Annotated in this window: 17 protein-coding genes, 1 tRNA gene and 2 pseudogenes; 13 read left to right on the top strand and 7 right to left on the bottom strand. The window is 66.1% G+C overall.

Features of this window, described 5'->3' with window-relative positions; all coding sequences use genetic code 11:
- The first annotated feature begins 60 nt into the window (after positions 1–60).
- Positions 61–1,593: an MFS transporter gene (locus tag QO058_RS09825; protein ID WP_284171833.1), complete on the top strand. Its 1,533-nt coding sequence runs from the start codon at positions 61–63 to the stop codon at positions 1,591–1,593.
- 105 nt (positions 1,594–1,698) lie between these two features.
- Here QO058_RS09825 and QO058_RS09820 read toward each other — a convergent pair whose 3' ends face one another.
- Both QO058_RS09820 and obgE read right to left on the bottom strand, forming a co-directional pair.
- Entirely contained in the window at positions 1,699–2,301 is a 603-nt protein-coding gene (locus QO058_RS09820) for an invasion associated locus B family protein (protein WP_284171832.1), read from the bottom strand.
- An 82-nt stretch (positions 2,302–2,383) separates the two neighbouring features.
- The gene (gene obgE, locus QO058_RS09815) at positions 2,384–3,427 is read right to left on the bottom strand and encodes a GTPase ObgE (RefSeq protein ID WP_284171831.1); all 1,044 of its coding nucleotides are present in this window, start codon (positions 3,425–3,427) and stop codon (positions 2,384–2,386) included.
- Positions 3,428–3,598: 171 nt separating this feature from the next.
- On the opposite strand from obgE, the gene QO058_RS09810 reads away from it, so the two are divergent.
- Positions 3,599–4,750 carry an extracellular catalytic domain type 1 short-chain-length polyhydroxyalkanoate depolymerase gene (locus QO058_RS09810; RefSeq protein WP_284172859.1) on the top strand — a complete coding sequence of 384 codons (1,152 nt, stop codon included), beginning with the start codon at positions 3,599–3,601 and terminating at the stop codon, positions 4,748–4,750.
- Between the two features lie 39 nt (positions 4,751–4,789).
- Here QO058_RS09810 and QO058_RS09805 read toward each other — a convergent pair whose 3' ends face one another.
- The 3 genes from QO058_RS09805 to QO058_RS09795 form a co-directional block, all read right to left on the bottom strand.
- The gene (locus QO058_RS09805) at positions 4,790–5,446 is read right to left on the bottom strand and encodes a GNAT family N-acetyltransferase (RefSeq protein ID WP_284171830.1); all 657 of its coding nucleotides are present in this window, start codon (positions 5,444–5,446) and stop codon (positions 4,790–4,792) included.
- A gap of 154 nt (positions 5,447–5,600) precedes the next feature.
- A complete protein-coding gene (rpmA, locus tag QO058_RS09800) occupies positions 5,601–5,867 on the bottom strand; it encodes a 50S ribosomal protein L27 (RefSeq protein WP_129156727.1) in 267 nt (88 codons plus the stop codon).
- Between the two features lie 100 nt (positions 5,868–5,967).
- Complete coding sequence (locus tag QO058_RS09795) at positions 5,968–6,678, bottom strand: 50S ribosomal protein L21 (protein WP_284171829.1); 711 nt, start codon at positions 6,676–6,678, stop codon at positions 5,968–5,970.
- Positions 6,679–7,020: 342 nt separating this feature from the next.
- Here QO058_RS09795 and QO058_RS09790 point away from each other — a divergent pair.
- The 7 genes and pseudogenes from QO058_RS09790 to QO058_RS09760 all read left to right on the top strand — a co-directional run bounded on the left by QO058_RS09790 (position 7,021) and on the right by QO058_RS09760 (position 11,760).
- Positions 7,021–7,110 (top strand) — tRNA-Ser (locus QO058_RS09790).
- A 350-nt stretch (positions 7,111–7,460) separates the two neighbouring features.
- Positions 7,461–8,339: a hypothetical protein gene (locus tag QO058_RS09785; RefSeq protein ID WP_284171828.1), complete on the top strand. Its 879-nt coding sequence runs from the start codon at positions 7,461–7,463 to the stop codon at positions 8,337–8,339.
- 22 nt (positions 8,340–8,361) lie between these two features.
- On the top strand, positions 8,362–8,589 hold the full coding sequence (locus QO058_RS09780; protein ID WP_284171827.1) for a hypothetical protein: 228 nt from the start codon (positions 8,362–8,364) through the stop codon (positions 8,587–8,589).
- Positions 8,590–8,601: 12 nt separating this feature from the next.
- Positions 8,602–9,027: a cupin gene (locus QO058_RS09775; protein ID WP_284171826.1), complete on the top strand. Its 426-nt coding sequence runs from the start codon at positions 8,602–8,604 to the stop codon at positions 9,025–9,027.
- A gap of 214 nt (positions 9,028–9,241) precedes the next feature.
- Positions 9,242–10,176 (top strand): annotated as a pseudogene (locus tag QO058_RS09770) (DUF72 domain-containing protein).
- A gap of 49 nt (positions 10,177–10,225) precedes the next feature.
- On the top strand, positions 10,226–10,762 hold the full coding sequence (locus tag QO058_RS09765; RefSeq protein ID WP_432212032.1) for a phospholipase D-like domain-containing protein: 537 nt from the start codon (positions 10,226–10,228) through the stop codon (positions 10,760–10,762).
- The gene (locus tag QO058_RS09760) at positions 10,651–11,760 is read left to right on the top strand and encodes a phospholipase D-like domain-containing protein (protein WP_432212056.1); all 1,110 of its coding nucleotides are present in this window, start codon (positions 10,651–10,653) and stop codon (positions 11,758–11,760) included. Before QO058_RS09765 ends, QO058_RS09760 begins: the two co-directional genes overlap by 112 nt.
- 211 nt (positions 11,761–11,971) lie before the next feature.
- Here QO058_RS09760 and QO058_RS31055 read toward each other — a convergent pair whose 3' ends face one another.
- Both QO058_RS31055 and QO058_RS09755 read right to left on the bottom strand, forming a co-directional pair.
- Positions 11,972–12,088 (bottom strand): hypothetical protein, encoded by a 117-nt coding sequence (locus tag QO058_RS31055; protein WP_347976227.1) that lies wholly within the window; start codon positions 12,086–12,088, stop codon positions 11,972–11,974.
- On the bottom strand, positions 12,058–12,420 hold the full coding sequence (locus QO058_RS09755) for an Lrp/AsnC family transcriptional regulator (protein ID WP_347976225.1): 363 nt from the start codon (positions 12,418–12,420) through the stop codon (positions 12,058–12,060). Before QO058_RS09755 ends, QO058_RS31055 begins: the two co-directional genes overlap by 31 nt.
- Before the next feature lie 59 nt (positions 12,421–12,479).
- Here QO058_RS09755 and ehuR point away from each other — a divergent pair, with 59 nt between their 5' ends.
- The 4 genes and pseudogenes from ehuR (at position 12,480) to doeA (ending at position 17,282) form a co-directional block, all read left to right on the top strand.
- On the top strand, positions 12,480–13,934 hold the full coding sequence (ehuR, locus tag QO058_RS09750; protein ID WP_284171823.1) for a MocR-like ectoine utilization transcription factor EhuR: 1,455 nt from the start codon (positions 12,480–12,482) through the stop codon (positions 13,932–13,934).
- A 133-nt stretch (positions 13,935–14,067) separates the two neighbouring features.
- Positions 14,068–15,096, top strand: a complete 1,029-nt coding sequence (gene eutB / locus QO058_RS09745; protein WP_284171822.1) for a hydroxyectoine utilization dehydratase EutB — start codon at positions 14,068–14,070, stop codon at positions 15,094–15,096.
- Positions 15,093–16,107 (top strand): annotated as a pseudogene (gene eutC / locus QO058_RS09740) (ectoine utilization protein EutC). Before eutB ends, eutC begins: the two are co-directional and overlap by 4 nt.
- Entirely contained in the window at positions 16,104–17,282 is a 1,179-nt protein-coding gene (gene doeA / locus QO058_RS09735) for an ectoine hydrolase DoeA (protein WP_284171821.1), read from the top strand. Before eutC ends, doeA begins: the two are co-directional and overlap by 4 nt.
- Positions 17,283–17,285: the final 3 nt, after the last annotated feature.

Here is a 17,285-nt window from a genome sequence, read left to right as displayed (position 1 = left end):
AGGACCTGCCACATTCTGCAGGCAGTGTTCCGGCCTAAAAAATTGAAAAGAGATTTCGCCGTGACGACTTCGACTTCCGCCGCTGTGCCGGCGCGCAAGGCCACACGCCGCGAATGGCTGGGCCTGATCGCCATCGCTTTCCCGTGCATGATCTATTCGATGGACCTGACGGTCCTGAACCTGGCAGTGCCGACGCTGATGCGCGAGCTCAATCCATCGGCGGGGCAGCTGCTCTGGATCATCGATATCTACGGATTCATGGTCGCCGGCTTCCTGATGACCATGGGCACACTCGGCGACCGGATCGGCCGGCGCAAGCTCCTGCTGATCGGCGCGACTGCCTTCGGTGTGGCCTCGACCGTCGCAGCCTTTTCGACCAGTGCCGAGATGCTGATCGTGACGCGGGCGTTGCTCGGCATCGCCGGCGCGACGCTGGCGCCCTCGACGCTCTCGCTGATCGCGGTGATGTTCGAGGATGAGACCGAGCGCACTTTCGCGATCTCGATGTGGATCGCCAGCTTCTCGGCCGGTGCGGTCATCGGGCCGCTGATCGGCGGTGCGTTGATCGAGTATTTCTGGTGGGGCTCGGTCTTTCTGATCGCGGTGCCGCCGATGCTGGTACTGCTTGTGATCGGCCCGATCCTGCTGCCGGAATACAAGGCGCCGCAGGCCGGTCGGCTCGACATCGCCAGCGCATTGCTTTCCCTCGCTGCGATCCTGCCGGTGATCTACGGGGTGAAGCACTGGGCCGAGTTTGGGCTTTCGGTCTATGCCGTCGCCTTCATCCTCGCCGGGCTCGCGCTGGGCGTGGTCTTCGCGCGCCGGCAGAAGCGACTCGCCGATCCGATGGTCGACCTGACCCTGTTCGGGATTCCCGCCTTCCGGGCCGCGCTGGCGATCAATCTCGCCGGCATCATGGTGATGTTCGGCAGCTTCATCTTCGTGGCGCAGTACCTGCAGCTGGTGGCCGGGCTGACGCCGCTCGAAGCCGGTATCTGGTCTCTGCCGTCGGCGATCGCCTTCACGCTCGCGTCCTTCGCGGTCACGCCGCTCACCGTGCGCTTCAAGCCGGCGACGCTGATGGCCGGCGGCATGATCCTGTCGGGGCTCGGCTTCGTCTGGCTGGCCTTTGCGCCGAACCTTGTCCAGATCGTTGCTGCCTCGGTCATGTTCTCGATCGGCTTCACGCCGGTGATCGCGCTGACGACCGGGATCGTGGTCGGTTCGGCGCCGCAGGAGCGGGCCGGCGCGGCCTCCGCCATGTCCGAGACCAGCATCGAGCTCGGCGGTGCACTGGGGATCGCCGTCTTCGGTAGCCTCGGCACGGCGCTCTATCGCCAGAGCATGGCGGATATTTCGGTCGCCGGCGTCGACGGGGCGACGCTGGCACCGGCACGCTCGACCTTGGGCGGCGCGCTCGCGGCGGCGGAGCGGCTCGCGCCCGAGCAGTCGGCGCATCTGCTCCAGATGGCACGGGAGGCCTTCATGACCGGCTTCCACGCGGTCGCGCTGATCGCGATCGCCGGCATGGTCTTTTGTATCGCCGTGGCGCTGACCACGCTGCGTGATGCGCGGCCGACGGGCGCGCATTAAAGAGCGTCATTCTCGGGCTTGACCCGAGAGTGACGTGACGAGAAGGCGCTGAATGGTGACTCTTCCGGCCTGAGATGCTCGGGTCAAGCCCGAGCATGACGCCACTTATGGTTCGCGTTGCAATGCCTCGGCGGCGGCCGGGAAACCACGGAACGAGAGCGGCAGCGCGACCTCGCGCTTGGCGGCGTCGAGATATCGCATCTGGCCGGCCTCACCGAAACCGCGCCAGCGCTTGAAGACCTCGTCGCTCAAACTGGCTTCGGCGAAGCAGCCGCCGGGCAGGCAGCGCTGGAACACGGCGAGCGCTTCGTCCTTGTCTGCGACGGTGACGCGCACGCTCGCCTTGTCACCGAGCGAAAGGTTAGGCGGAACCTGGATCACGAGCTTGATCGGCTCGTCCTTGACCGGCCGCCCGATTGCGACCAGCGCGATAGGGCCGCGCTGGCCTTGCTGCTCGAGCGTCTGGACGATCTCGCAGACACGGGCCGCGACGCTCGCCTGACAGCGCATCACCCAGTCGCCATAGGTCGCGGTGGTGTTGTCGGGTTGGGAGACGGCGCCGGGGGCGGGCGCCGTCTGCGCCGGAGCCGGTGCGGTCTGCGCCTGGGCTGGCCGCTGCGGGGCAGGGCGCTGCGCGGGTGCCTGCGCCAAAGCAGCGCCAGCCGCCAGGACGGACATGGAGAAAGCGAGGATGGTCGGTCGGCTCATGGCAGGGCGTGTCCGGTCGCGGCGATAAATCGAGTTCAAGACCAGGATCGATCGTTGCGCAAGCCGGAGTTGTGAACTGCCGTCAAGGATGCCAGCCGGTGTCCTCAGCCGGCGCCTCATCCTTGGCCTCCTGGGCGCGCGCTTCCTCCACGATGGCAAAGACGGCACGCAGTGCCGCCTCGACGCCTTCGCCCGATGCGGCCGAGAGCGCGATCGGGGTGCGCCCGGCGGCGCGCTTGAGGCGGGCGAGCTGTTCCTTGCGCACTTCCGGCGTCAGCGCATCGACCTTGGAAAGCGCGACGATCTCCGGTTTCCCGTCGAGATCGGCGCCATAGGCGGCAAGCTCCTTGCGCACGGTCTTGTAGGCCTTGCCGGCATGCTCGGTCGTGCCCTCGACCAAGTGCAGCAGCACGCGGCAGCGCTCGATATGGCCGAGGAAGCGGTCGCCGAGGCCATGGCCCTCATGTGCACCCTCGATCAGACCGGGGATATCGGCGAGCACCATCTCACGAGCATCGACGCGCACGACGCCGAGGCCGGGGTGGAGCGTGGTGAAGGGATAGTCGGCGATCTTTGGCTTTGCCGCGGTGACGGTAGCGAGGAAGGTCGATTTGCCGGCATTGGGCAGGCCAACGAGGCCGGCATCGGCGATCAGCTTGAGGCGCAGCCAGACCCAGCGCTCCTCGCCCGGCAGGCCGGGATTGGCGTGGCGCGGCGCCTGGTTGGTCGCGGTCTTGAAATAGGCGTTGCCGAAGCCGCCATTGCCGCCCTTGCACAGGACAAAGCGCTGGCCGGGCTCGGTCAGATCGGCGACGAGCGTCTCGCCATCTTCGTCGAGCACCTCGGTTCCCGGCGGCACCTTGAGCACGATCGCGGTGCCATTGGCGCCATGCCGGTCCTTGCCCATGCCGTGCTCGCCGATCCGAGCCTTGAAGTGCTGCTGGAAACGGAAGTCGATCAGCGTGTTCAGCCCCTGGACGCATTCGATCACGACGTCGCCACCGCGCCCGCCATCGCCGCCATTGGGCCCGCCGAACTCGATAAACTTCTCACGCCGGAACGAGACGCAGCCGGCGCCACCGTCGCCGGCCTTCACATAGATCTTGGCTTGGTCGAGGAATTTCATGAGGAGTAGGTAGTCGCATGAGCGCTGGAGAGCAATGCGCTGCGACGCTTCTCGGGGCCAGCGGTGTCGCTCTTTTCCGAAATTATGTTGCAGTGCAGCAACGAATGACCATCTCGGACGTTGTCACCCGCCAGCGCCACTCCGGCAGCTCACGAAGCAAGGGCCATGACGATGCGAAAGCTCTCCGACACGATCGCCCGACTATCGGCCTACCGCACGCAGCTGGGGGCCGGGACGGGTATCGATGCGTCCGGCCGCCTCGGCACCTTGCCGGAGTTCGGCGGCAATCCCGGCGCGCTGCTCGCCCGGACCTATCTCCCACGCGAGCTTCCTGCCGGCGCGCCCCTCGTCGTGGTGCTCCATGGCTGTACCCAGACCGCTTCCGGCTACGATCTCGGCTCCGGCTGGTCGACCCTGGCCGACCGCGACGGCTTTGCGCTGCTATTTCCCGAGCAGCAGCGCGCCAACAACGCCAATCTCTGCTTCAACTGGTTCGAGCCCGGCGATACCCAGCGCGGCAAGGGCGAGGCGCTGTCGATCAGCCAGATGATCGAAGCCATGATCGCACGCCATGGCCTCGATCGGAGCCGCGTCTTCATCACCGGACTATCTGCTGGCGGCGCCATGGCCGGTGTCATGCTCGCGACTTATCCGGAGCTCTTCGCTGGCGGCGCGATCATCGCGGGACTGCCCTATGGCGTCGCAGCAAGCATCCCCGAAGCGTTTGACCGCATGCGAGCCCACGGGCTGCCGGACGAACAGCGGCTGCAGGATCTGGTGCGCTCCGCCTCCCGGCATGCTGGACCCTGGCCGAGGATTTCGATCTGGCAGGGCAGCGCCGATCGCACCGTCGCCCCTGCCAATGCCGCGGCGCTCATCGCGCAATGGCGTGGCGTCCACGGCCTGCCTGCCGAACCCTCGGCGAGCGAATCGGTGGCCGGCCATCGGCGCCGGGTTTGGCGCGACGCAGCGGGCCGTGACCTGATCGAGGAGTACAGCATTGCCGGAATGGGCCATGGCACGCCGATTGCTGGCGACGGCATCGGCCGACCGGGGCCGTACATGCTGGCCGCCGGTATTTCCTCGACGCAGCGGATCGCCGGCTTCTGGGGGCTGGCGGCCGGTGGGGCAGAGAAGGCCAGGCCGGACGCGAAAACGCCGGCCGCTTCCCTCCCGGTGAAAGAGCCCGCCATGGCTGCCGGTCCGGCGCGGCCGGAGCCTGAACGGTCGCGCGAGGCCGACAAGTGGGCTGCGCCGCCTGCAGCCGCCGGCGTGCGCAAGATCATCGAGGATGCGCTGCGGTCGGCCGGGCTGATGCGGTGACCAAATTGCCGGTCCCGCCCGAGGGCGGGACCGAGCGCGTCAGGCCATGCAGGGCTCTTCGCTGAAGCTCTCGGCCTGCTGCTGCTGTTCGGCAGCCGGCAGCGGAGCCCAGCCGGAGGCGCTCCAGCTCTTCAGCGCCGCCCAGGTCGAGCGGTCGAGCCGGAACTGCTCGCAGGGGAAGAGGCCACCGCGCGCCGGCAACGACTTGAGGAAGGAGCCTTCCTGCCGAAAGCCGCTCTTCTCCAGCACCCGGCGCGAGGCCGGGTTGATGACGCGGGTGTCGGCCTCGATCGCGTCGATCTCGACCAGCGAGAACATGGTGTCGATCAGTGCCTGCACCGCTTCGGTGGCGTAGCCCTTGTTCCAGTGGGGCGTGCCGAGCCAGTAGCCGAGGAAGGGCCGTCCGGTCGCCTGCTTGTGCGCGCCGATCATGCCGATGAGCTCGTTCGGCTTCTCGCGCGGGGTGATCGCCAGCACGAGATGCTCGCCGAGCGCATTGCCCTTGCGGGTGGCGAAGACGAAGGGGTCGGCCGCCTGCGTCGGATAGGGATGCGGGATCGAGGCCGTCATTTCCGCCACGGCCTTCTCGCCGGCAAGGCGCAGGATGGCGGTGGCGTCGGCGATCCGCGGCCAGCGCAGCCACAGCCGCCTGGTCTCGAGCCGGAAGACGTCGTCTCTCGTCAATTCGGGGAACATCAGGTTTCTCCGTCGGCGCAAACGAAAGGGGGAGATGGGCTTTGGTCCCATCTCCCCCTCGCTTGACCTTCGGGAAACCCGCTTGGGGTTCTTATTCCCTTGATCCGTCCGGTTCGATGGAACCGGCGGATCGAGAACATTCCCTATCCGCCGTTTACTCTGCGGCCTCTTGGGCCGGGACTACGTTCACGAAAGCTCGGCCGAGCTTCGTCGTGAATCGGACGCGACCGTTCGACGTGGCAAAGAGCGTATGGTCTTTGCCCATGCCGACGTTCACGCCGGCGTGCCATTTGGTGCCGCGTTGACGAATAATGATGTTGCCGGGCACGACCACCTGGTCGCCGAAACGCTTTACGCCGAGACGCTTGCTTTCGGAGTCGCGACCATTGCGCGACGAGCCGCCTGCTTTTTTGTGAGCCATAACGCCCTACCTCAAAAACTCTTCAGTCGATGTAACCCGAATCGGCGGCAAAAGCCACCCCGATCGGGCGTGAAAGCTGCGCGGAGCCTGTCAGCCCCGGTCAGTAGTCCTCGCCGGACGCCTGCTCGGCCTGGTCGGCCTTGGCACGCGGCGGCTTGCCGGCGAGCAGCTCCTTGGCCTGCTCGACCCACTCCTCACGGGTGGCGCGGCCACGAAGCTTGAGCTCCTCGTCCCACTTGGCGACATCGGCCTCGGTCCAGGCGGCGATGTCGTTCCAGGAGGTGATGCCGGCGGCACGCAACTTCTTCTCGATGGTCGGGCCGACGCCCGAGATCAGCGAGAGGTTGGAGGCGTCGAGGCCCTCGGCCTTGGCTTCAGCCTTGGCCTTCGCAGGCTTGGCCGCAGCGGTCTTGGCCGAAGCCTTGCCCTTGACGGTTTCGCTGCCGGCCTTGAGCGCGACGGGAGCGGCTTCGCCCTTCTTCATCTCAGGCTTCTTGCCGCCGGTGAGGATGTCGGTGATGCGCACAACGGTCAGCTCGGCGCGGAAGCCGCGCTTGCGCTTGGAATTCTGGCGGCGACGCTTCTTGAAGGCGATGACCTTCTCGCCGCGGGCCTGCTCGACGATCTCGCCGGCGACGGTGATGTCGCCGAGGAAGGGGGCGCCGATCGTCGATTTCTCGCCATCGGTCAGCATCAGGACGGAGCCGAAAGCGACGGTGTCGCCCGGGTTGCCCTCGATCTTGGCGACAGTAATGCGGTCATTGGCGGCGACGCGGAACTGCTTGCCGCCGGTCTTGATGACTGCGAACATCTTAGTGTTCTCCATGTTGAGCCCCGCCCTGTCATGAACCCCCTGAGGGGCGCACGCGGGACGGCTTTTTGGCAGTCGGTTGCGTGGTCGGGTTCGCTCTTGAAGCTCGCTGAGCCGTCCGCGTGGAGCGGCACCATCGGCAATAGCCAAAGAGATCAGGCGCGGGTTTCCCCACGCCGGATGCGGCTTCCTAGTCGCGCATGGGCGAGCCGTCAAGGAAAAGCAGCCTGGAGGCGAATGATTTCAGGGCCGCGACAGGCTCGTCACCGGATCGCATCGGAAAGGCTTGTGCGGAGGGGGCGCGTTGTGTAGTAACCAGCCCGCTTCGACCAGAGCGACCGCGGACAGGTGGCAGAGTGGTTGAATGCACCGCACTCGAAATGCGGCATACCCGCAAGGGTATCGGGGGTTCAAATCCCTCCCTGTCCGCCATTTTTTGATCTCACGCCAGTTCGATTCGCTCACGCCTCCGATGGCGCGGCCTGACTGGCCGACTGGCCGTCAGCTTTAAACGCTGCGCCTTCGATGCCCATGATCATGGAGCGTTCTGGCGAGCCCGCTCATTGCTGACCGCACCAAAGCTGAGCTGTCGGGCGCCTGATCAGGCATCCTTCCGCAGCTGCTCGCCGCGACGGAACTGTCTGATCCGTCGGCAGTTCTCCCGGCACTCGCCAAGCGCGAAAACCGGGAGAGCAGCAATGGACAGCATCATCTATCTGGTCGGCCTCGTGGTCGTGGTCATGGCGATCCTCTCCTTCATCGGCCTGCGATAGGAGCCTGCCATGGCAATCGAAACCACTGACATCATCGTCGCGCCGGCCGAACCCGCGGCGCATTCCGGCTCCTATCTCGAATGGAGCGCAATCCTTGGCGGGGCAGTCCTGTCCGCAGCCATCACGACTCTCCTCGCCACCTTCGGCTCGGCGATCGGGCTGTCCCTCGTCTCCGTCGAACCCTCGCGGTCGACAGGTCTGACCGCGCTGGCGATTGCCGGCGCGCTCTGGGTTCTGTGGGTGACCGTGATGGCATCCGGGGCTGGCGGTTATCTCGCGGGTCGGATGCGGCGTCCGGCCGCCGATGCCAGCATGCACGAACGCCACGTGCGCGATGGAGCCCACGGTTTGGTCGTCTGGGCTGTCGGGGCTCTGCTCGTCGCCGGGCTGGCGGCGTCCTCCGCTGTCGGACTTGCAAAGACCGCTGCAATGGGAGCCGCTGCCGCCACGAGCGCCGCTGGAACGGCACTGGGCCAGCAACCGGATCCGCTGGCGTCGGCGCTCGATACGCTGACGAGGACGAGCGGGACCGAGCCGGTGTCACAGGGCCAGCGCGAGGAAGCATCGCGCATCCTGTTGCGCAGCCTCGCGAGCGGCCAGCTCGATCAGGCGGATCGCTCCTATATTGCGAGCCGGATGGCGACCCGGATGAGCATTGCTCAGCCCGAAGCCGAGAAGCGGATCGACGACGCCTTCGCCCGTCTCAATCAGGCAAAGGAAACTGCCAAGCAAGCCGCCGAGCGCACCCGCAAGATGGGCGTTCTCTCGGCGTTCCTGACCGCAGCGGCGTTGCTGGTCGGCGCAGCCGCAGCCTGGATGGCGGCTCAGCTCGGCGGCAAGCACCGTGACGAGGAACTCGACCTGACGACCCTATGGGGCACGCGTTGAACGACAATCAAAGGAGCTCATCATGCGTGATGGACACGGCAATACATTGAGCCCTGAGCAGGAAGCGGACGTGAAATCCCGCCAGCCGGCGAAGCAGGACGCGGAGGGGCAATTCGCACCTTCGCAGGCGAAGCCGAATCCTGGAGGGTTGGTAAGCGCCAATCCGGTCGTGCTGTCGGGGGATGGCGACGCCACGCCCGGCAACGGTCATGGCCGCGATCGCGATCCGAGCGGGCCGCGCTCCGATTGATTGGAGCGAGCGATGGCAGCGCCGATGACGATTCTCGTCCTGCCCTTCGAGGAGCGCGGACCTATCCCGAATAATCCGCGCTTCCCGGCGCTCGTCTACCGGCAGGCTTTTCCTCGTGACCCGGCCGACCTCGCCAGCGCGATGGAGCGGCGTTTCGAAGAGAATGGCTGGCCGCCGGCCTGGCGAAACGGCATCTACGACTTCCATCACTATCATTCGAAGGGCCATGAGGTACTCGGCATCGCCAAGGGCTCGGCCGAGCTCGTCCTTGGCGGCGAGGGCGGCCGCGAGCTCAGCGTTTCGACGGGAGACGTGCTGCTGCTTCCAGCCGGCACGGGCCACCGCCGGCTCAGCGCCAGCAGCGACTTTCTCGTCGTCGGCGCCTATCCGCCGGGCAGAGCGGGGACATTCTGCGCGATGCCCCGAGCGGGGAGCTAAGGACGGCGATCAACCGCCTGGTCAGACCGGTGGCGGATCCAGTATCCGGGCGGGACGGACCGATGCTCGATCACTGCAGCGGCGGGCTCCAAGGATCGCGTTCAGACCGAACGCACCGCCCGGAACAGGAGTGAGCGGCTGGGCGTTTGCCGCGAGCATCTTCCGATGAATCTCGCGTTGGGGTCCGTGCCCGACACCTGGCTGAGGCGTGGCTATGAGCAAGCAGGCGAGACGCGCGCGTCAGCAAGAGCGCCCGGCGACCCGCATCGGTGTGTCAGGGTGGACGTATTCGCCCTGGCGCGGACACTTCTATCCGGAAGGATTGGTGCAAAAAAAACGAGCTCACCTTCGCGGCCCGGCAGTTTCCGGCCTTGGAGATCAACGGCACATTCTACGGGCTTCAAAAACCCGATGTCTTCGCGCGCTGGGCGCAGGCGACGCCCGACGGGTTCGTCTTCGCCATCAAGGGCTCGCGCTACATCACCCATATGCGCCGGCTCAGACATCGCGACGCCGCTCGCCAACTTCCTTGCGTCCGGCCTGCTTCAGCTTGGGTCGAAGCTGGGGCCGTTGCTCTGGCAGTTTCCGCCGAATTTCCGCTTCGATCCAGCCGTGATGGAGGATTTCCTTGCCTTGCTTCCGCAGGACACACAGGCGGCAGCGGCGCTGGCGCGACGGCATGACGAGCGTCTGGCGGGTCGAGCCTGGGTGCAGGCGGACGCGAAATGGCCGGTGCGGCACGCGATCGAGATCCGTCATGACAGTTTTCGCGACCCGGTTTTCATCGACCTGCTGCGTCGTTACGGTGTAGCGCTGGTTTGTGCCGACACGGTCGAGTGGCCCCGGCTGATGGATCTGACCGCTGATTTCGTCTACTGCCGGCTGCACGGTTCGGCGGAACTCTACCGCTCGCGCTACGAGAAGGCGGAACTGCAACGCTGGGCGGCGCGCATCGAGGCCTGGGCGGGTGGAGAGCCGATGCGGGACGGCGAGTTTGCCGGCGATGAAGGCGCTGCCCCCGCTCAGCCACGCGATGTCGTCGTGTTCTTCGACAATACCGATAAGCGCCATGCACCGGGCGATGCCGCAACATTGATGCGCATGCTGAAGCTGGTCTGGAATCCCGAGGCGGACAAGCAGGCCGCGTAAGACGACAGTCATCGCGGCCCGTTCTTTTGTCAGCTGCCGCTTTGGCACGATGCGGGAACAATCCCGTGGCGCGGAACGTTGCGCCGCCGTGATGAGCTTGTCCTCTCGTTTGAATGCCTTCTGGAAGGGCGATCGGCTGCAGCAGAATTCGGTGTCGCGGGCCTCGGCCTCGGTGCTCTGTCCCGGCCGCAACTGTTTCGATGTGGTGAAGGTGGAGCGCGCTGCCGTCCTCGTCGATGGCGCCGATTATTTCCGTCACCTCGAAAGCAGCCTTCGCCAGGCAAGGCGCTCGATCATCATCATCGGCTGGGATTTCGACGGTCGAATCCGTCTGCGGCCGCAAGCCGACGGCGAGGAATCGCCGCCTCTCGGGCAGTTGTTGCGCGCCCTTGTCGAAGCGAACCCGCAGCTTTGTGTTCACATCCTGATCTGGAGCGCTTCGGTGCTGCACGGCCCGAGCGCCATTGCGCCGGGCTGTTCGGCAGCGATTGGCGGGACCATCCGCGCATTGAGCTCAAATTCGACACGCAGCACCCGATCTATGGCTCGCATCACCAGAAGATCGTCTGCATCGATGGCGCGATAGCCTTCGTCGGTGGCATGGACCTCACGGTCCGCCGCTGGGATACACCGGAGCATCTGGCCAACGATCCGCGGCGGGTCGACTGCGATGGCAAGCCTTATCCGCCCGTCCACGATATCCAGATGGTCTTCGATGGCGGTGCGGCGGCTGCGATGTGTGCGGTGGCTGCCGAGCGCTGGCACTGCGCGACGGGCATGCCGCCGGGTGGTGCGGGTTCGTCAGCAGGCGCTGACGCAGGCGATGCATGGCCAGACGGCCTGATGCCGGACTTCCATCCTGCGGCTATCGCGATCGCGCGGACCGGACCGTCCTATGCCGGCCGCGCCGAGATTCACGAGTCCTCGACCCTGGCCCTCGACATGATCGCCGCGGCGAAGCGCGCCATCTACATCGAGGCGCAATACCTGACGGCGAAACGCATCGGTGCCGCTCTGTCGCGGCGGCTCAAAGCAGCCGACGGGCCAGACATCGTCATCGTGATGACGCAGGAATCCCGCGGTCTCCTCGAACGCCTCGCCATGTCGGAGAATCGCGATCGACTGATCCGTCGGCTTGCCCGGGCGGATCGCTTCGGCCGGCTTCGCGCCTTCTATCCGGTGGTTCCGGGCGCGAAGGCCGAGACCGAGGTCCTGGTCCACGCCAAGCTCATCATCATCGACGATCGGATGATCCGGATCGGCTCCTCGAACCTGAACAACCGCTCGATTGGCCTCGACACGGAATGCGACGTCGCAATCGAGGCGAACAGCCCGGCGGATCGTCGAAGCATCGCTGCTATCCGCAACCGGCTCCTGGCCGAGCATCTCGATTGCCCTGCCGGCGATGTCGAGACTGCCATCGCAGCCGATGGGCTCGCATCAGCCGTGGATCGGCTCAATCGCAATCCGCGCGGGCTCAGGCCATTCAAGATGAGCCCGACGGTAGGTCCGTTCCGATCGCTTCCAGGAACGCGGTTTCTGGATCCCGAGAGGATCTTGCGGCTGCCCTGGCCGTTCCGCTAGCCCTTGCGCCCGGACAGCAGGGGCGCGAGGAAGTAGACGGCGCCGCCACCACGGCCGAGCCCGAAATTCAAGAACGAGTGCGGAACGCGAGCCTTTTACAATGGAATCGTGGGTCGCTCCCGGTCCTGATTCCGAGAGCCTCTGGCCGATCTTCCGTTGTCGGAGAGTCGAATGAGCGAAGCTCCTGTAGGGCTCCGATTCAGCGGACAGCTTACGCGCCGAACAGCGGGATGCTCTTGGTCACGACGTAGGAATAGTAGCGCTCGATCCCGTTCGCCGGCTCCAGCAGCCGATCGATCAGGCGCTGATAGCTGTCGATGTCGGGCACGACCACCCGCATGATGTAGTCGATGCCGCCCCCGTGGCGTCGCAGGCGACGATGGCCGGCTCCCGGGCCATCGCCTCCTCGAAGCGGCGGAAATCCGCCTGCTGATGGCTCTTCAGGCTGATCTCGACGATCACCGTGGTGCGCGGAGCGTCGGGCTCCAGATCGACGATCGCGGTGTAGCCCTTGATCACGCCGGCTGCTTCCATCCGGCGCAGCCGCTCCCAGCAGGCAGCGGGCGACAGCGCCACCCTCTCGGCGAGCTTGAGCTTGGTCATGCGGCCGTCGCGCTGCAGGGCCGCGACGATCTTGAGGTCGATGGGATCGAGCTTCATCTTCGGTAGCCGCGCGTGCATAATGTCATGAACGATGCTTCTTAAGAACGAGACAATCTATGCGCCGTCAAGCCGACCAGTCTCCTGGCGCCCGACCTTCTCCGGCTCTGGAGAAAGCGGTCGAGTGGCAGCCGGTCCTGACGAAGCAGAAGGGGACGACCAAGCACGCCGCGCTGACCGAGCGCATCATCGCCGACATCGGCGCCGGCGTCCTGAAGCCGATGGACCGGATGCCGACCCATCGCGACCTTGCCCGCGAGCTCGGCATATCGGTTCAGACCGTCAGCCTCAGTTACAAGGAGGCCGAGCGCCTCGGCTATCTCAGCGGCGAGGTCGGGCGCGGGACCTTCGTGAAGAGCCGCGTCACCGAGCAGGCGGGGCGGCTCATGCTCGACCGCAGCCCAACGCAGGTCGTCGATCTCTCGATCGTGCGCGGGGTTTATCTCGATGCGCATGAGATGGCCTCGCGCCAGGCGCTGGCAGCGCTAGCAGAGGATGACAACGGCGCTTTCATGCGGCCTTGCCGACCGATCGCCGGTCTCGACCGCCATCGCGAAGCCGCTCGCCTCTGGCTGGAGCCGCTCGGCGTCGAGACATCGGTCGAGCGCGTCCTGATCACCAACGGCGCTGCGCATGCGCTGTTCCTGGCTCTGACCTGCGTGGTCCGCGCCGGCGACCTCGTCCTGACCGAGAATTTGACGGATCACGGTGTCATTGGCCTCGCCAACATCCTCGGCTTCAGCCTCAAGGGACTGCCTACCGACGAGGAGGGCATTCGCCCGGATGCGTTCGAGGCCGCCTGCCGTGCCGGCGGCGTGCGTGCCCTCGTCCTGATCCCGACACTCAATAACCCGACGAGCCATGTTGCCGGGCCCGAGCGTCGCCGCGCCATTGCTGAGATCGCGCAGCGTCATGGTGTCTTCGTCGTCGAGGACGAGGTCTACAAGCCGCTCATTGAGGAGCCGCTGCCCTCGATCACCGCGATGCTGCCCGAGCTCGGCTTCTTCCTCACCAGCTTCACCAAGACGGTGCTGACCGGCTTGCGCGTCGGCTATCTGGTCGTGCCGCCGCAATACTCGATCCGCGCCGCCTCGATCCTGCGTGTGACGAGCTGGAGCGGCACCTATCTGCCGGCCGAGATCGCGACGCGCTGGGTCGAGGACGGCACGGCGCAAAGGCTGCTCGCCGTTCAGCGCGAGGAAGCGAAGGCGCGCCAGCACATCGTCGCGGAGACCCTTGGGAAACACGTCGCCTCGAGCCATCCGCTCTCGCTCTGCGCCTGGCTCAAGGTGCCGGCGCATTGGACCGAGGACGGCCTCGTCCGCTCGCTTGCCGACCGGCGTATCGCCGTGACGCCGTCCGATCCCTTCGTGGCCGGCGCCGGCCATGGCGGCGGCATCCGCATCTGCCTGGGCGGGCGGATGAGCCATGATCTGCTGACCCGGACGCTGGCGAGCGTGCGACAAACCTTCGAACAGCTTCCGCCGGTCTTCGACATCGGCGCAATCGGCTGAATCTAGCGGCTTCGGACCGGCGCGGTTTTCCGCGTCGCCGTGGCATTCAACGGGCCAGTGTCATGATTGGATCATGACAATATAATAATTGACATGAATTTCTACCCCTCGCAGCATGACAAGCGAGAGGGGAATGACGGTGATCAAACCGCAGCTTGCCATCGTCGAGGCAAACCGACCGGCCGCGCCGCCGGCGTCAGTCGGCTTGCCCGACATCGAAGCGGCTGCAGCGCGCATAACCGGCAAGGTTGAGCGTACGCCGCTCGTCGCCTCGCCCTCCCTGAGCCGCCTGTGCGGCCAGCCCGTCCATCTCAAATTCGAAACCCGCCAGCCGATCGGCGCCTTCAAGCTTCGCGGTGCGATGAATGCGGTCCTGGCACTTGGCGAGGACCAGCGCCGGCGCGGCCTCGTGACCGCGTCGACCGGCAATCATGGCCGCGCGGTAGCTTATGCCGCCCGTGAGCTCGGCCTTGCCGCCGCCATCTGCATGTCGGCGCTGGTCCCGGCGAACAAGGTCGAGGCGATCCGCTCGCTGGGCGCTGAGATTCGCATCTTCGGCCGCTCGCAAGACGATGCACAAATCGAGGTTGAGCGGCTGGTTGCGGAGCGAGGGCTCATCCCGATTCCACCCTTCGACGATCCTGATGTCGTCGCGGGCCAGGGCACGATCGGCCTCGAACTGGTCGAGGAGCTGCCCGAGCTCGCCTGCGTGCTGATCCCGCTCTCGGGCGGCGGGCTTGCGGCCGGGATCGCCGTCGCGGTCAAGGCGCTGCGGCCCTTCGCGAGGATCGTCGGCATTTCGATGGAGCGCGGCGCCGCCATGGCCGCGGCGATCGTGGCCGGCCGCCCCGTCGAGGTGGTGGAAGAGGAGACTCTGGCGGATTCACTTGGCGGCGGCATCGGTCTTGCCAACCGGGTCACCTTCGCTCTGTGCCGTGAGCTTATCGACGAGGTCGTGCTGCTCAGCGAGGCCGAGATCGCCGCAGGCATCCGCCACGCTGCGCGCGAGGAAGGCGAGATCGTCGAGGGCGCTGGAGCGGTCGGCATCGCGGCCCTGCTCGCCGGCAAGGTCAGCCCGCAAGGCCCGACGGCGATTGTCGTTTCGGGCCGCAATATCGACGAGGCCGTGCACCGACGCATCGTCTCCGGAGCCGCCGCATGAGCCGCATGCTCGTCCTCACCGAAGCGGAACTGCGCCGCGTCGTCAGGCTCGATCTGAGCGCGATCGCCTGTGTCGAGGAGGCCTTCGCGGCGCTCGCGACCAAGGCTGTCGCCATGCCGCCGATCCTGCGGCTCGACATCCCCGAACATCGCGGCGAGGTCGACGTGAAGACGGCCTATGTGCCGGGCCTCGACGGGTTCGCCATCAAGGTCAGTCCCGGCTTCTTCGACAATCCCAAGCTCGGCCTGCCCAGCCTGAACGGGCTGATGATCCTGTTCAGCGCCAGGACCGGTCTGGTCGAGGCGCTGCTCCTGGACAATGGCTACCTCACCGATGTGAGGACGGCCGCGGCCGGAGCCGTCGCGGCGCGCCACCTCGCCCGGCCGGATGCGGCGGTCGCCACCATCTTCGGCGCCGGCATGCAGGCAAGGCTTCAGCTCGAAGCGCTGGCGCTGGTCCGGCCGATCCGCGAGGCGCGGATCTGGGCGCGTGACACGCAAAAAGGCCGGCAAGGTCGCGAGCGACCTCTCCCGGAAGCTTGGTTTTTCCGTCACGGCGATTATCGATCCTCGGGCGGCCGTACGAGGGGCGGATGTCATCGTCACCACGACACCCGCCGAACAGCCGATCCTGATGGCTGACTGGCTCGAGCCCGGCCAGCACGTCACCGCGATGGGTTCCGACAGCGAGCACAAGAACGAGATCGACCCCGCCGCCTTCGCTCGCGTGACCTATGTCGCCGACCGTCTCAGCCAGACGCAGCGCCTCGGCGAACTCGCCTCAGCGATCCGTGCTGGCGTCGCCACAGCCGATCAGGTTTTCCCTGAACTCGGCGAGATCATTGCCGGCGAGCACCCAGGCCGGACGCGGGCCGATGAGATCACACTGGCGGACCTGACAGGCACAGGTGTGCAGGACACCGCAATCGCCAATCTCGCCGCCGCGCGCGCTCGCAATGCCGGCGCCGGGCAGACCATCGACACCAAGGCCGAAGCGGGAGACGCCGCGTGACTGTGACCCTGAATTTCACGCGCGAGGAATATGCCGAGCGCCTCGCCAAGACCCGTACCGCCATGGAGCGGGCCGGCATCGAGCTGATGATCGTCACCGATCCCTCAAATATGCACTGGCTCACCGGCTATGACGGCTGGTCGTTCTACGTCCATCAATGCGTGCTGGTACCTCCCACGGGCGAGCCGATCTGGTATGGCCGCAAGCAGGATGCGAACGGCGCGAAGCGCACCGCCTATCTCGGCCATGACAACATCATCGGCTATCCCGACCACTATGTTCAGTCGACCGAGCGCCATCCGATGGATCTGCTGGCGCAGATCATCGCCGAGCGCGGCTGGGAGAGGCTCTCGATCGCCGTCGAGATGGACAATTACTATTTCTCGGCAGCGGCCTTCGCCTCGCTGCAAAAGCATCTGCCGAATGCCCGCTTCAAGGATGCCGGCGGGCTGGTGAACTGGCAGCGCGCGGTCAAGAGCACGGCCGAGCTCGACTATATGCGCAAGGCCGGCCGCATCGTTGAATTGATGCACCGGCGCATCGTCGAGGTCGTAGAGCCCGGCATGCGCAAATGCGACCTCGTCGCCGAGATTTACGATGCCGGTATCCGCGGCACGCCCGAATTCGGTGGTGATTATCCGGCGATCGTGCCGCTGCTGCCTTCGGGCGCCGATGCTTCTGCCCCGCATCTGACCTGGGACGACAAGCCGATGCGCTCGGGGGAGGGCACCTTCTTCGAGATCGCCGGCGCCTACAAACGCTACCACTGCCCGCTCTCGCGCACCGTCTTCCTAGGCAAGCCGACGCAGGCCTTCCTCGATGCCGAAAAGGCGACGCTCGAAGGCATGGAAGCCGGGCTTGCTGCGGCCAAGCCTGGCAATACCTGCGAGGACATCGCCAACGCCTTCTTCGCGGTGCTGAAGCGCTACGGCATCATCAAGGACAACCGCACCGGCTATCCGATCGGCCTGTCCTATCCGCCCGATTGGGGCGAGCGCACCATGAGCCTGCGGCCCGGTGACCGGACCGACCTCAAGCCCGGGATGACCTTCCACTTCATGACCGGCCTCTGGCTCGAGGATATGGGGCTCGAGATCACCGAGAGCATCGCGATCACTGAGAGCGGCGTCGAATGCCTGTCGAACGTGCCGCGCCAGCTCTTCGTCAAGGGTTGAGGG

Origin of the sequence: Bosea vestrisii (genome assembly GCF_030144325.1) — a bacterium.
Taxonomy (GTDB): Bacteria; Pseudomonadota; Alphaproteobacteria; order Rhizobiales; family Beijerinckiaceae; genus Allobosea; species Allobosea vestrisii_A.
Note: the sequence above shows the minus strand (reverse complement) of the source record. Positions and strands in the feature narration are given on the sequence as shown.

Excerpts from the sequence above, each read along its gene's own strand:
- QO058_RS09780 (WP_284171827.1), top strand. The coding sequence starts at position 8,362 with ATGCGTGATGGACACGGCAATACATTGAGCCCTGAGCAGGAAGCGGAC.
- ehuR (WP_284171823.1), top strand. The coding sequence starts at position 12,480 with ATGCGCCGTCAAGCCGACCAGTCTCCTGGCGCCCGACCTTCTCCGGCT.
- QO058_RS09820 (WP_284171832.1), bottom strand. The coding sequence starts at position 2,301 with ATGAGCCGACCGACCATCCTCGCTTTCTCCATGTCCGTCCTGGCGGCT.
- obgE (WP_284171831.1), bottom strand. The coding sequence starts at position 3,427 with ATGAAATTCCTCGACCAAGCCAAGATCTATGTGAAGGCCGGCGACGGT.
- QO058_RS09805 (WP_284171830.1), bottom strand. The coding sequence starts at position 5,446 with ATGTTCCCCGAATTGACGAGAGACGACGTCTTCCGGCTCGAGACCAGG.
- rpmA (WP_129156727.1), bottom strand. The coding sequence starts at position 5,867 with ATGGCTCACAAAAAAGCAGGCGGCTCGTCGCGCAATGGTCGCGACTCC.
- QO058_RS09785 (WP_284171828.1), top strand. The coding sequence starts at position 7,461 with ATGGCAATCGAAACCACTGACATCATCGTCGCGCCGGCCGAACCCGCG.
- QO058_RS09755 (WP_347976225.1), bottom strand. The coding sequence starts at position 12,420 with ATGAAGCTCGATCCCATCGACCTCAAGATCGTCGCGGCCCTGCAGCGC.
- QO058_RS09795 (WP_284171829.1), bottom strand. The coding sequence starts at position 6,678 with ATGTTCGCAGTCATCAAGACCGGCGGCAAGCAGTTCCGCGTCGCCGCC.
- QO058_RS09775 (WP_284171826.1), top strand. The coding sequence starts at position 8,602 with ATGGCAGCGCCGATGACGATTCTCGTCCTGCCCTTCGAGGAGCGCGGA.
- eutB (WP_284171822.1), top strand. The coding sequence starts at position 14,068 with ATGACGGTGATCAAACCGCAGCTTGCCATCGTCGAGGCAAACCGACCG.
- QO058_RS09765 (WP_432212032.1), top strand. The coding sequence starts at position 10,226 with ATGCGGGAACAATCCCGTGGCGCGGAACGTTGCGCCGCCGTGATGAGC.
- QO058_RS09810 (WP_284172859.1), top strand. The coding sequence starts at position 3,599 with ATGCGAAAGCTCTCCGACACGATCGCCCGACTATCGGCCTACCGCACG.